The sequence below is a fragment of the Brevibacterium permense genome (assembly GCF_013280495.1).
In the GTDB taxonomy this organism is placed as follows: domain Bacteria; phylum Actinomycetota; class Actinomycetes; order Actinomycetales; family Brevibacteriaceae; genus Brevibacterium; species Brevibacterium permense.
Genome location: NZ_JABSSX010000004.1, coordinates 263,969 through 277,690, shown reverse-complemented (window position 1 = coordinate 277,690; position 13,722 = coordinate 263,969). Strand labels below are relative to the sequence as shown.

General features: G+C 67.0%; 11 protein-coding genes. 7 read left to right on the top strand and 4 right to left on the bottom strand.

Annotation, left to right across the window (positions count from 1 at the left end; translation table 11 throughout):
* The first annotated feature begins 166 nt into the window (after window positions 1-166).
* The 6 genes from HK353_RS08290 to HK353_RS08265 all read left to right on the top strand — a co-directional run bounded on the left by HK353_RS08290 (window position 167) and on the right by HK353_RS08265 (window position 8,261).
* A complete protein-coding gene (locus HK353_RS08290; protein WP_173155079.1) occupies window positions 167-1,561 on the top strand; it encodes an NAD-dependent succinate-semialdehyde dehydrogenase in 1,395 nt (464 codons plus the stop codon).
* Window positions 1,562-1,740: 179 nt separating this feature from the next.
* Window positions 1,741-2,058 carry a hypothetical protein gene (locus HK353_RS08285; RefSeq protein WP_173155077.1) on the top strand — a complete coding sequence of 106 codons (318 nt, stop codon included), beginning with the start codon at window positions 1,741-1,743 and terminating at the stop codon, window positions 2,056-2,058.
* Between the two features lie 151 nt (window positions 2,059-2,209).
* Window positions 2,210-3,850: a class I adenylate-forming enzyme family protein gene (locus tag HK353_RS08280; protein ID WP_173155075.1), complete on the top strand. Its 1,641-nt coding sequence runs from the start codon at window positions 2,210-2,212 to the stop codon at window positions 3,848-3,850.
* A 35-nt stretch (window positions 3,851-3,885) separates the two neighbouring features.
* A complete protein-coding gene (locus HK353_RS08275; RefSeq protein WP_173155073.1) occupies window positions 3,886-5,214 on the top strand; it encodes a beta-ketoacyl-ACP synthase II in 1,329 nt (442 codons plus the stop codon).
* Entirely contained in the window at window positions 5,211-6,416 is a 1,206-nt protein-coding gene (locus HK353_RS08270; RefSeq protein WP_173155071.1) for an acyl-CoA dehydrogenase family protein, read from the top strand. The genes HK353_RS08275 and HK353_RS08270 overlap by 4 nt, the downstream gene beginning before the upstream one ends.
* Before the next feature lie 159 nt (window positions 6,417-6,575).
* Window positions 6,576-8,261: an ATP-binding cassette domain-containing protein gene (locus HK353_RS08265; RefSeq protein ID WP_173155069.1), complete on the top strand. Its 1,686-nt coding sequence runs from the start codon at window positions 6,576-6,578 to the stop codon at window positions 8,259-8,261.
* Between the two features lie 115 nt (window positions 8,262-8,376).
* Here the strand turns inward: HK353_RS08265 and HK353_RS08260 are convergent, their stop codons facing one another.
* The 4 genes from HK353_RS08260 to HK353_RS08245 form a co-directional block, all read right to left on the bottom strand.
* Window positions 8,377-9,945 carry a dihydrolipoamide acetyltransferase family protein gene (locus HK353_RS08260; RefSeq protein WP_173155067.1) on the bottom strand — a complete coding sequence of 523 codons (1,569 nt, stop codon included), beginning with the start codon at window positions 9,943-9,945 and terminating at the stop codon, window positions 8,377-8,379.
* Entirely contained in the window at window positions 9,945-11,051 is a 1,107-nt protein-coding gene (locus HK353_RS08255; RefSeq protein WP_173155065.1) for an alpha-ketoacid dehydrogenase subunit beta, read from the bottom strand. The genes HK353_RS08260 and HK353_RS08255 overlap by 1 nt, the downstream gene beginning before the upstream one ends.
* Window positions 11,048-12,154, bottom strand: coding sequence for a pyruvate dehydrogenase (acetyl-transferring) E1 component subunit alpha (gene pdhA, locus HK353_RS08250; protein WP_173155063.1), 1,107 nt, complete (start codon window positions 12,152-12,154; stop codon window positions 11,048-11,050). Before pdhA ends, HK353_RS08255 begins: the two co-directional genes overlap by 4 nt.
* A gap of 184 nt (window positions 12,155-12,338) precedes the next feature.
* On the bottom strand, window positions 12,339-12,854 hold the full coding sequence (locus HK353_RS08245) for a YqeB family protein (RefSeq protein ID WP_173155061.1): 516 nt from the start codon (window positions 12,852-12,854) through the stop codon (window positions 12,339-12,341).
* 109 nt (window positions 12,855-12,963) lie between these two features.
* Here HK353_RS08245 and HK353_RS08240 point away from each other — a divergent pair, with 109 nt between their 5' ends.
* Complete coding sequence (locus HK353_RS08240) at window positions 12,964-13,590, top strand: TetR/AcrR family transcriptional regulator (RefSeq protein ID WP_342589855.1); 627 nt, start codon at window positions 12,964-12,966, stop codon at window positions 13,588-13,590.
* The last annotated feature ends 132 nt before the right edge of the window (window positions 13,591-13,722 follow it).

Below are 13,722 nucleotides of genomic sequence, written 5' to 3'. Positions count from 1 at the left end.
GGTCGATCCGGGACTGAGGATTCCCCCAGGTTTCGGCACTTGTTGCGCGGGTCACGTATTGATAGCGTGGGTGGCAGGCATACGCATTTCGTCGATTCGGACGGCAAACAGGTATGCAATTGCTTCAGCGGCGCCAACAGGCGCGCACAAGTCAAAGGAGTCTGGAATGAGCAACGTAGGCAGTGCTGCAGGCGGCTACCGTGTCGAGAACCCGGCCACCGGTGAAGTCGTCGAGAAGTTCGACAATGCCACCGACGAAGAGGTCCAGCAGATCCTCGAATCCGCACACAAGGGCTACCTGAGCTGGCGCGAGAAGACGATTGAGGAACGCGCCGCGATCGTCAACAAGGTCGCCGCTCTCTTCGGCGAGCGCAAGGAAGAGCTCGCGAAGATCATCGCCGAGGAGATGGGCAAGCCCACCGCCGAAGGTGAGGAAGAGGCCGAGTTCTGCGAGGCGATCTTCAACTACTACGCCGACAACGGCCCGAAGTTCGCCGCCGATGAACCGATCGAATCGTTCTCCGGCGGCAAGGCCTTCATCCAGCGCCGCCCCGTCGGCACGCTGCTGGGCATCATGCCCTGGAACTTCCCCTACTACCAGGTCGCCCGCTTCGCTGCACCGAACCTCGTGCTCGGCAACACGATCATCCTCAAGCATGCGGAGATCTGCCCCCGCTCCTCGGCGAAGATCGCCGAGCTCATGAAGGAGGCCGGCATCCCCGAAGGCGTGTACTCCAACGTCTACGCCACGCACGAGCAGATCGAGACGATCATCGCCGACGACCGCGTCGAAGGCGTGTCCCTGACCGGTTCCGAGCGTGCCGGATCGGCCGTGGCCGCCACGGCCGGCAAGTACCTCAAGAAGGCGGTGCTCGAGCTCGGCGGCTCCGACCCGTACATCATCCTCGACACCGACGACATGAACGAGGCCGTCGACACCGCCTGGGGCACTCGCCTGTACAACACCGGCCAGGTCTGCAATGCGAACAAGCGGATGATCGTCATGGACGACATCTACGACGACTTCGTGTCCGGTCTGACCGAGCGTGCCCAGTCCTGGGAGAAGGGCGCTCCCGCCGAGGCGGGCGACGGCAAGTACTCGCCTCTGTCCTCGCGTTCGGCTGCCGAGAATCTGCGCAAGCAGCTCGACCGTGCCGTCGAGCAGGGTGCGACCCTCGTCGGCGGCGAACTCGCCGCCGACGGATCCGCGTATGTCTCGCCGGCCGTGCTCACCGGAGTCACCTCGGAGATGGACGCCTACCGCGAGGAGCTCTTCGGCCCCGTGGCCACCGTGTACAAGGTCAGCAGCGATGACGAGGCACTGGCCCTGGCCAATGATTCGCGCTTCGGCCTCGGCGGTGCGGTGTTCGCCAAGGATGAGGAGCGTGCCGCGAAGCTCGCTCAGCGCCTCGATGTCGGCATGTCGAACGTCAACACCCCGGCCGGTGAGGGCGCGGAGATCCCGTTCGGCGGCACCAAGCGCTCGGGCTTCGGTCGCGAGCTCGGGCCCTACGGCATGGATGAGTTCGTCAACAAGCGCATGTACTACGTGGCTGACTGACTGAGGGCTGGCCTCAGCCTTCGTCGAGAAACGGGTTGGGTGTCGAGAAACGCGTGTGCGCATGCGTTTCTCGACACCCAACCCGTTTTTCGCTGTCTTGAATGTGGGCCAGCCCTTTCTGCGTGGGCAGGGGTGTTTTCTGCGGGTGGATCCACCCCGAATTCTGCGCGGATGTCGCGGTGAATCCGCCCGCAGGAGACATCCGCTCGCGGGCAGCAGGGGCGAGCGACCGTGAATCTCAGAGTCTGAAACGACGCGAGACGAAGACCGGCAGCGGCACCTTCGTCATCGCCTCCGCGCCGGAGACCGGACTGCACCTCGGCGACTACTCCTCCCAAGACCTCCACGAGGCCCGCCCGCACATCGAAGTCCCGGCTGCCGAGCTCGCGGCCACTCGCCGCACCGAGGCCGACCTCGTCCGCCTCCACGTCGTCACCGCCGTGCCAGTGGGAATCGCGTGTTCGAAAGCGTCATCGCCGAACTCCGCGGAGCCCTGACCGCCCAGCCCGAGCTGCTCAACCTCGCCGCCAGCCGCCAGCCGGAGGACGCGGTTGTCGGCGCCGCTCCTATACTGGGGATCGGCGCTCGGTGCATGCCCAAGACGGCCCAGGTCCGCGCCCGCGAGGAACGAGTTCGAGGAGGACGGAAATGCCCATCACGTCGAGGATCCTCGAGGTGGCGACCGCCGATCCGGATCGTTTGGCGCTGGTGGGAAGCCCCTCGGGAGGATGTGCCTCGGACGAGAGCGCCGACTCCGCCGAGGGCTCACGAGCCCCACGTTCCCTCACGTATGCGCAGCTCGTCCGGGATTCGGCCACGATGTTCGCCGCCGTCGACGCCCTCCACCGTGCCCAGACCGACCCGCCGACTCCCGCGCCCGAGACCCACGGCATCCCGATCACGGCAGTGAGCCTCACCTCGGCGTTCGAGACCTCCCGCATCATCGCGGGCCTCGCCGGCTTCCGCGCGGTGTCGGCCACGATCGACCCCCGCTGGCCGCTCGACCATCAGGTCGGAGTCATCACGACCACCGGAATCGGCCTCGTCATCAGCGACTCGACCCGCCTCGCCGAGGCGCTCGCCGCCGCCGGTTGGACCGGAACCGTCATCACCGCGACCGACTTCCAGGCGCGCGAAGCCGCCATTGACCCCGCCGATACAGCACCGCCGACCGTCCGCGAAGCGTCCGAACCGTTCCTCATGCTCTTCTCGTCGGGCACGACGAGCAATCCGAAGGCCTTCATCAAGACCCGCCAGCAGTACCGTGACAACGTGGCTGTGTCCTCGGCCCACCTCGAACCCCTCCCCGGCGTGGCCACCCTGGCACCAGGCCCCGTGTCCTACAGCCTCACCCTCTACGCCGTCGTCGAAAGCCTGGCCACCGGCGGCAGCGTCCACGTCGCCGACGACTTCGACCCCTTCACCATGGGTGCCCGCATCGCCGACGAAGCCATCACCCGCGTCGTCGCTGTGCCCGCCGTTGTCAAAGCCCTCGCCGAGGCGGCCCGCAGAACACCGGAGAACTTCCACGGTCTCGATCTCGTCGTCACCGGAGGAGCGAATTTGCCAGCCTCCATCCGCTCCGCCCTCGCCGACGTCCTCCCCGGTGCTCGGCTCATCAGCTATTACGGTGCCGCCGAGATCGGATTCATCGGCGACAGCCGTGACGGCGACGGCACCTGGATCTCGATCTACGACACCATCGACGTCGAAATCCGTGACGAATCCGGTGCCCGACTGCCCGACGGAGAGATCGGCACCGTCTGGATCAGAGCCGCCGCCTGCTCGGACGGCTATGTCACCGGCACCACCGATGCTCAGCTGCGGCGCCCCGACGGCTGGGCCACGGTCGGTGACCAGGGACGGATAGAAAACGGTCTCCTCCAACTCGCCGGACGGGCCGGCGACATCGCGATCACCGGAGGACACAAGGTGTCCCTGCCCGAGGTCGAACGCGCCTTCGAAGAATTCGACCGCGCGGATCCGCGGTCGGGGCCGGGCCGCCTCGGCGAGGTCTGCGCGATCGCGCTGCCCGACGACGGTCTCGGCAACATCGTCGCCCTCGTCATCGAACCAGGCGCCCAGGGTTCGGGGAGCCATGCCAGGGATGGCGACTCGACTGCGCCCGACAAAGCAGCACTGCTCGACCACGCCCGGGCGGAACTGGCCCCGCAGTTCGTGCCGCGACGGTTCTACTCACTCGACCGGCTGCCGCGGACTGTCGGTGGGAAGATTCGACGCCACGAAACCGTTGATCTGGTCATGAGCGGAAAGGCACAGCGGCTGTGAACGCATCCCGGAGCAATCGGCACTGGACAGATGGCGTGCGCGACGTCGTCATCACCGGACTCGGAGCCATCACCCCAAGCGGTCAGGACCCCGAAACCCTCTGGCGATCTGTCCGCAACGGCACCAGCGCCATCGACGTCCTCGCAGGTGAGCAGTTCGATGACCTTACCGTGCGAATCGGCGGGCAGATCAAGGACTTCGACGCCGAAGCGGTTCTGGCCCGGGCGCTCGCCCGCCGCCTCAGCCCCGTCCAACACTGGGCCATCGCCGCGGCCGACCAGGCGATGCGCGCAGGCGGCATCGAGTCCGCGGCCGACGATCTGCCCTGGGACCGTGACCGCACGGCCGTCATCGCCGCCACCGGCTCAGGACCAGTCGACGCCATGCAAGAGGCAACGCGCCGCCTCGACGCTGACGGTCCGAGGTCCGTGCCGCTGACCCTGTCCATCCACGGGGCACCTGACTCCGCGGCAGCGCTCATCAGCCAGCGCTTCGACCTGCGCGGACCCGGGCAGGGAGTCTCGGCGACGTGCGCCTCCGGGGCGATCGGCCTCGGCGAGGCGCTGCGCCGCATCCGCCACGGCTATGCCGATGCCGTCCTCGTCACCGGCATGGAAGACTGCCTCGGTCCGGTCAATCTCGCCTCGAACACGAATATGCGCGCACTCGCCGCCGGATACGAAGACGACCCGACCGCCGCCAGCCGCCCCTTCGACCAGGCCCGCAACGGCTTCGTCATGAGCCAAGGTGCGGCCGCGATCCTCCTCGAATCTGCAGACTCGGCGACCTCACGAGGGGCGACGCCGCTGGCCGAGCTCGCCGGATTCGGCGCCGCCAGCGATGCCCACCACCCGACGAACCCACATCCCCAGGGACGGGGAGCCGCCTCGGCGGTGGTCCAGGCTTTGCACGACGCCGGGCTGGAACCCGGCGATATCGACCACATCAACGCTCACGCGACGGGCACACCGGCCGGCGACCGCGCCGAACTCGCCGCCTTCGACGCAGCCCTGGGGGAGGTCGGACGGACGATCCCGATCTCGGCCACGAAATCGACGACGGGGCACCTCCTCGGCGCATCGGGAGTCGTCGAGGCGATCATCGCGACCCTGACGTTGCGTGATCAGACGCTGCCCCCGACGCTCAACCTCGACGACAACGAGTTCCCCGACTGGGACATCGTCGCCGGTCACGCCCGTGAGATGAGTGGTGGGCAGGACCTCGCCGCGGCGGCCGTGGACACCGTCCTGTCCACCTCGTTCGGCTTCGGCGGGCACAACGGCGCGATCATTCTGCGCCGCACCGCGCAGACCGCGACACCCTCAGCCGGCGTGACCGACCCCTCGACGAAGGAGAGACGATGACCGACCGTGAGACACGCGTGAGCGAACTCGCCGCGCGGTACCTGCCCGATGATGTGCTCGAACGATTCCGCGAACGAGCCGACGTCTATGACCGCGAGAACCGATTCTTCGACGAGGATCTCGCCGAACTGGGGGACCTCGGCTACCTCACCCTCTTTGTGCCCGAGTCCCACGGCGGGCCCGGTTTGAGCCTGTTCGAGGTCACCCGACTGCAGCAGAGGCTGGCAACTGCGGCGCCCGGCACGGCGTTGGCGATCAACATGCACCTCATGACCACCGGAGTGGTCAAGGCGCTGACTGACCGCGGCGACGACTCGCTGAACTGGGTGTTCGACGAGGTCATGGCCGGTGAGATCTTCGCCTTCGGCATCTCGGAACCGTCGAACGACTGGGTGCTGCAGGGGTCGAACACCGAGGCGGCGCCGACGGCCGACGGCGGCTACGAACTGACCGGGGTGAAGATCTTCACCTCGCTGTCTCCCGTGTGGACCAGGCTCATCGTCCACGGCGCCGTGGCCTCCGACGACGACGGGATCGCCGGTCCCGATGCGGACGAGCCCGCCGAGGGACAGCTTGTCTACGGATTCATCGAACGCGATGCACCCGGCATCACGGTCTCGGACGAGTGGGATGTGCTGGGAATGCGGGCCTCGCAGTCGCGGGCGACGGTCCTCGACCACGTGCCGATGAAACCCGAACGGGTCTCACGCGTCATCCCCGCCGGCAAGCACCCCGATCTGCTCACCTTTGCGATCACGAGCAACTTCCAGCTGCTCATCGCCGCCGTATATGCCGGAGTCGCGGCCCGGGCACTCGAGCTGGGCGCCGCCGGTCTGCACAAGCGGAAGTCCGCGAAGGCCGGCGTCACCTTCGCCGAGGTGCCCGAGGCCCGGACGCGCCTGGCCGATGCCCACCTCGACTTCATGCCGGTGACTGCGATGATCGACGCCTATTCCCGGGACTTCGACGACCTCATCGACCACGGCGCCGGTTGGCCGCTGCGCCTGGTGGGGGCGAGGATCAAGTCCGCCGAGGCGGCCCGTCGCAGCGCCGAGACCGCGCTGATGTGCACGAGCGGCAGCGGGTTCGGCAACAAGCACGAACTCTCGCGCCTCTTCCGCGATGCCACGGCCGGACTCTTCCACCCGCCGAGCGCGGATGCGGCACGTCCGATGTACGCGGCAGCGCTGCTCGACGGGTGACTGATAGAATTGATGCCATGAATTTCGGTATGCCCTCCAGAAGGCTCCGCAGCCGCCGCTGACGGCGGCGAGACTCTTCACTTCTCTCGTGCGCCGTCCTGGCCCTCGCCGGACGGTGGCTTCATGCTGTCCGGCTCCATGACGAGCTGAAAGACCACGATGCCGAAATCAACATCTTCATCCCCTGAACTCGCTCTGCCCGCAGGATCTGCCGCACATATCCGCGCCAACGACATTCACATCATGCGCGGCGACCGCGAAATCCTCACCGGCCTCGACCTGACGGTCTCCGCCGGTTCGCGACTGGCCGTCGTCGGCGAGAACGGCAGCGGAAAAACGACCCTGCTGCATGTCCTCGCCGGGACGCTTCCTCCCGATCAGGGAGTGCTGCGGAGATCAGGTACCGTCACCCTGCTCGAACAGGCGCTCGACGCCGACGACAACCGTACAGTCGGCGATCTCATCAATGAGTCCCTGCGTCAGGAGAAGGCCGCATTGGCCGCTCTCGACGCCGCCGGCGAGGCACTGGCACGAGAGGAACCCGGAGCAGACGAAGCCTTCACGCATGCCCTCGACCTGGCGACCCGCCTCGACGCTTGGGACGGTGAGCGTCGCATCGACGCGGCACTGGCAGGGCTCTCCGCGTGCTCGGATCGGAGGCGGAGCCTCGCGAGCCTCTCGGTCGGCCAGCGCTACCGAGTGCGTCTGGCCGTCGTCCTCGGCTCGAGCACCGATATTCTGCTTCTCGACGAGCCGACGAACCACCTCGACGCGCAGTCGTTGGCGTTCCTCACCGAGCGGCTGCGCACCCGACCCGGTGGATTCGCCTTGGTCAGCCACGACAGAGCACTGCTTCACGATGTCGCCGACGAATTCCTCGATCTCGACCCGAGTCGCGACGGACGCCCCCGGAACTACTCCGGCGGCTACCGCGGATGGGTGGCGGGGAAACGTCGGGACCGTGAGAAGTGGGAGCAGGACTACCTCGCCGAGGTGGCCGAGCACACCCGTCTCATCGAAGCCGCAGATGACGCCCGTTCCCGACTGAGCACCGGATGGCGGCCGCCGAAGGGAACCGGCAAGCACACTCGCGCGACGAGGACCGCCGGCGTCGTGCAGACCTTCAACCGTCGCGTCGAAGACCTCGAACGGCACGCCGTGGAAGTGCCCGAACCGCCTCTGCGTCTGCAGTGGCCGGACATGCCGGACGAGCCGGAAACCGCTGACGAAGGGTTCGAGACGGACAGCGGCTCGCTGCTGACCGCGGAATCGGTCACCGTCGAAGGGCGGATGAGGCAGACGGTGTCCCTGAACATCGATCCCGGCGACCGTCTGCTCATCACCGGGGCGAACGGCACCGGCAAGTCGACGCTGCTCGACGTGCTTACCGGTCGTCTCGAACCGAGTTCCGGTCAGGTGCGGCGACATCCGCAGGCACGGGTGGAGCTGCTCAGCCAGGAGGTTCCCGAGTGGAACGCCGACGACACCGCAGCCCGCGTGTTCGAGGACTGCTCACTCAAGGCGTCGCTGTCCGGTGACCTCACCCTGCAGGACCTCGGTCTGCTCTCGGCAGATGACTCGACGACACCGGTCCGCCGACTCTCGCAGGGTCAGCAGCGCAGGCTCCAGTTAGCGATGTGTCTGGCGGTCGCACCCGACGTGCTCATCCTCGACGAGCCGACGAACCACCTGTCCGCCTCGTTGGTCGACGAACTCACGGAGTCCTTCGGGACCGCCTCGGCGGCGCTCATCGTCGTCACCCACGACCGGCAGATGCTGGCGGATCTCGCGGACTGGCCGCGTCTCGACATCGGAAGAGCAGCGGTCGGGGACCGAGCACACTGAACCGAGGCCCTCTCGTTCAAGGCGCAGCGCACTTGGCGGGGCGTATACCTCGCGACAAGTGCGCTGACGCTTGAACGACGCTGGGCCGCTCGACGGGTGAGTTCGCCCTCGCTCGTCAGAGCTCGGGGAGCAGCGAGATCGGGTTCTCGATGCAGTCGGCGACGAAGGTGAGGAACTCGCTCGGCTCCTGACCGTCGCACGCCCGGTGGTCGAAGACGAACGACAGGTACATCACCTTGCGCACGGTCAGCTCGCCGTCGACGACCCACGGTCGGTCCTTGATCCGACCGAGGCCGAGCATGGCCACCTCGGGGAGGTTGATGATCGGGGCCGAACCGTCGACGCCGAACACCCCGTAGTTGTTCAACGTGAACGTGCCGCCGGAGAGTTCCGCGGGATCGAACCTCCCCGAGGCGGCCTTCCCGACGGTCTCGGACACGGAGTCGCGCAGCTGCCTCAGGCTCATCTCGCCCGCGCCGTGAACGACAGGAACCATGAGCCCGCGCGGAGTCTGCGCGGCCAAGCCGAGGTTGATGTCGCCGTGGGTGACGATTTCGCCGGCGGTCGTGTCGATCGACGAGTTGATGATCGGATACTTCTTGAGTCCGGCCACGACGAAGCGGGCGACGAGTGAGAGCAGCGAATATCTCTCACCGGTGCGCGCCTCGAGCGCGCGCTTCGTGCCGAGCAGTTCGGTGGCATCGACATCGAGCCAGATGGTCGCCTCGGGGATCTCCTGCCGCGACCGGGTCAGACGTTCGGACACGACCTTCCGCAGCCCCGTGATCGGGGTGCGGGTATCGCGGTCGGTCCGCCCGACTGGCGAAGGTGCCCCCGCCGAGGTGGCGCTGCGTTGCGTGGTGGACTGAGGTTCGCCGACTCTTGGGGTCCCCGCGGGGACGGGCACGTGAGCGCTCGCTGCTTCGACGTTCGCAGCCGTGCCCGACTCGATCGCAGCGAGGACATCGGCCCTGGTCACGATCCCACCGGGACCGCTGCCGGGCAGGTGCTTGGCGCTGATGCCGTGATCCTTCGCCAGCTTGCGCACAAGCGGGGACGACACAGGGGAGACCTGCTCGCCGGCGGCCGTCGCCGACTCTCCGATGGCGGTCTTCGACGAGTCTTCGGCGGGGGTCTGTGCCTCTGTCGGCGGCTGCAATGGAGCATCCGGGATAACCGTCGGGACGGTTGGGGCGGCACCCGGGGTCACGGTGGATGTCGCGTCCGGTGCGGCCGCGTGGTTGCCGCCGAACGAACGCTTCTTCGTCGAACGGGCCTTCGGCTCGGCGGTGCCGTAGCCGATGAGGTTCGCACCGCTCGACTCGGCATCTCCGCCAACTCGGCTATCTGCGCTCGCGCTCGCCGCCGCGTCGACACCCGACGCCGACGCATCGGCACTCGGCTCACTGCCTTCTTCGGCGACCGAAAGCAGGGTCTGACCTGCACTGACGGTGTCTCCGGCGTTCGCGTGAAGGCTGACGATCCGCCCGGCGTACGGGCAGGGGAGTTCGACGACGGACTTCGCGGACTCGACCTCGACGACCATCTGATCGACGTGGACCTCGTCCCCGATCTCGACCTTCCAAGAGATCAGCTCCGCCTCGGTGAGGCCTTCGCCGAGGTCGGGAAGGATGAACTCACGCGTCCCCGTGTCGCGCGTGCCTGTATCCAGATCAGCACTCATCACAGCTCCCAATCCCAGGACTCGAGCGCATCGAGCACGCGTTCGACGGTGGGCAAGTAGAACTCCTCGAGCTTCGGCGACGGATAGGGCACATCGAACCCGGCGACCCTCAGGATGGGGGCCGACAGGTAAGGGAAGTTGCGTTCGGTGAGGCGGGCGGCCACCTCGGCGCCGTATCCGCCGAACTGCGCGGCCTCGTGGATGATCGCCGCGCGCGAGGTCTTGCGCACGGACTCAGACACGGTCTCATCGTCGAACGGTGAGAGCGTGCGCAGGTCGATGACCTCGATGGACAGTCCGTGCTCGGCTCCGGCCTCGGCGGAATCGAGCGCCGTCCGTACGGTCGGACCATAGGCGAGCAGGGTGGCGTCGGTGCCCTCGCGGATGACCTGCGCCCGATTCATCGGTGCCGTGGACACGGGCAGACTCAGCGTCTCCTTCATCCAGTACCGCGACTTCGGCTCCATGAACACGACCGGATCATCGGAGGCGATCGACTCCCGCAGCAGCGAATACGCATCGGCCGGATTCGACGGCGTGATGACGGTCAGACCCGGCGTCGACGTCCAATAGGCCTCGGACGAATCCGAGTGATGCTCGACCCCGCCGATATCGCCGGCATAGGGAATCCGGATCGTGATCGGCAGGCTGACCCGGCCTTTCGTCCGGTTCCGCATCTTCGCAACATGGGACACGATCTGCTCGAACGCGGGATAGGCGTAGGCGTCGAACTGCATCTCGACGACCGGGCGCATGCCGTTCATCGCCATGCCGATTGCGGTGCCGATGATGCCGGACTCCGCAAGTGGGGAATCCCAGACCCGGTTCGACCCGAATTCGGCCCGCAGTCCTTCGGTGACACGGAAGACCCCGCCGAGGCGGCCGACGTCCTCACCGAATACGAGCACAGTGTCGTCGTCGGCCAGGGAATCGCGCAACGCGTGGTTGAGGGCCTTCGTCATTGTCACCGATGACGGGGCGGGCCCGGCATCGGGGGCCCGCGCAGTGCCGGGTGCGGTGTCGCCCTTCGCCGAGGCGGCCGTGGCGGTTTCGTCGTTCACCTCAGTCGAATCAGTGACCGGATCGGTGCCCGTTTCGACGCTCATGCGTGGCCTGCCGCGGCGAGTTCGGCTTCGAGGACCTGCTGCTCTTCGGCGAGGGCCGCGCGCGGGGTCGCATAGACGTGGGCGAAGAGCTCACGGGGATCGACCTCAGCCTCTTGGTTCATCGCATCGCGGACGGACGCGGCCAGGGTCTCGGCTGCCTCGGCGACCTCTGCGACCGTCGAATCGTCGAGTGCACCGGTTTGCCGCAGATACCTCTCGAGACGGTCGATGGGATCGAACTGCTTCCAGTGCTCGACCTCCTCGGCGTCACGGTACTTCGTCGGATCGTCGGAGTTCGTGTGCGACTCCATCCGGTAGGTGAGGCACTCGATGAGGGTCGGACCGTCCCCGTTCCGACCGCGCGCCAGCGCCGCGGCGACGGCGGCGAACACGGCGGCGACATCATTGCCGTCGACGCGCAGGCCCGGCATTCCGTAGCCGGCGGCGCGATCGGCGAGCATCGTCGCGTTCGTCTGCTCCCGCAGGGGAGTGGAGATCGCGTACTGGTTGTTCTGGAGGACGAAGACCGTCGGGGTCTGCCACACGGAGGCGAAGTTGAATGCCTCGTGGGTGTCGCCTTCGCTGCTTGCGCCGTCGCCGAGGAACGTCAGGGTCGCTGCGTCCTCGCCCTTGAGCTTCGCGGCCATCGCGAATCCTGTGGCATGCAGAGTCTGCGTCGCAAGAGGCGTCGCCGCAGGTGAGGCGTGATATTCGTGCGGGTCGAAACCGCAGTGCCAGTCCCCGCGGAAGGCGGCGAGGATCTCGGCCACGGGCACACCGCGGGTCAGCAGCGCTGCCGAGTCGCGGTAGGTGGGGAAGAGCCAATCGTTCGGGGCCAGCGCGGTGGTGGCCCCCACCTCGGCGGCTTCCTGACCTGCCGCGGAGGGGTAGGTCGCGAGCCGACCCTGCCGGGTCAGGTGCGTGACCTGCGCTTCGAACCGGCGGACGAGGACCATCTGCCGGTAGAGACCGGTGAGGGTGGCATCGCTGGGGATCCGCAGCCCTTCGGTCGGAGTGTCGGTGAGCCGGCCATCTGCGCCGATGAAGCTGATCGGCTGCAGCTGGGGCAGTGAGCGGCCTGTGGTGGGAACGTCAATGGTCATGGCCCCATGGTGGCGTGAGCCGAGTCACGATTCCACGGCTGACCTGCAGGTGAGGACGGGCGGCCAAACGTGTCGCGAACTCGGGACGAAGGGACCAGTTCCGGCAGGCCGAGTGGACGTTTGGCTGGAGGGTCGGGGTTGCGCAGACTCGGTTCTCGGACTGCTCAGATCTCGCTCTGCGCGGTCAGATCTCTCCCCACCGGTATCCGCGGGAGGTGAAGGCTTCGGCGATGGCAGCCTTCTTGCCTTCGACGTCTCCCTTGAAGGCCTGGTGCCCGCCTTCGGTGACGACGACGAGCTTGCCGTCGGCAAAGTATGCGGTCGAAAACGAGGCGCGGGAGATGCGCAGCGGGTGGTCGTCGTCTCGGCCGATGGTGATTCCGTGTTCATCGACGACCAGGGGAGTCGTCGAGGCGGCGATGAAGAAGGCGGCGATGAGTCCGAGCAGCCCGCCGATGATCGGTCGGGCGATGACGACCCACGCCTGGTCGAAGCGGCTGAGCTTCTCGATGACGTCACCGAAAGGGATGGGGAAAGTCGCGGCAATCGAGCCGAGGGCTGGAAGGAAGAAGCCGAGCGCCACCCCGATGCCGATGCAGACGAGGCCGATGACGACGACGTCGCTCCGACTGAGCGCGAACGTCGCGGGGGCGTGGGGCTGCTGGGTTGCGAAGTCGTTCTTCTGCTGGGGCTGATCCATCACGTGCTCGATCCTCGAAGGCATCGTCGGTACTCAATGATACCAAAGTGGAACAACGCTGTTCCACAAGTAGACTGCTCTGTATCGTTCGCAGAGTCAGGGAGGGGTTGTGCCGGTGCACGGAATGCATCGATTGGGCCGAGAGGCGCTGGTCAGCGAGGCACTGACCCACCTTGCCGCGAACCCGCAGGCGTCGATGATCGAACTTTCACAGTCGGTCGGCGTCGGTCGCACCACTCTTTACCGACATTTCGGTGATCGGGAGGCGCTCGTCGGTGCGGCGGCCCTGCTCGGTGCCCGGCGATTCGGTGAGGCGGTCATGAAGGCCCGTCCCGGCGAAGGGACCGGGCTGGCTGCACTCGAACGGATCTGTGCCCAGCTGTTCACTCTGCCCGATGTGCTCACCCTGCTCTTCGCCGACAACCCGATCATCACCGATGAATCCTTCGCCGAGGCGGCCGCCGAGTCCCGGTCAGGCGCTGAGTCCAGCACGTGCGCTGAATCTGCGGATGCCGAGGATGATCCCCTCGAGGCCGTCATCGCGAAAGGGCAGGCGGACGGTTCCATCGATGAAGGCGTGCCCATCGGATGGGCGGCGGCGTTCGTCTACCTCACCATCGGCTCCGGACACCTCTACAGCGTGAGTGTCGGCGTCGACGATCCGACCGCGCGCGCCCAATCCCTCGAGCTGACCATCCGGGCGGTGCGGAAGACCCTCGCTTCTCCGGGAGGCTGAGCGCGGACCAGGGCGTGAACACCGACCGGGCCCGCAGAGCTGTGTGCGGTACCGCCGACTCCCGAAATGTGATCTCGGTGAAGCCGCGGGGCCATGCCGGGGCAGTTGTGCGGCCGACGAGGTCTGACTTGT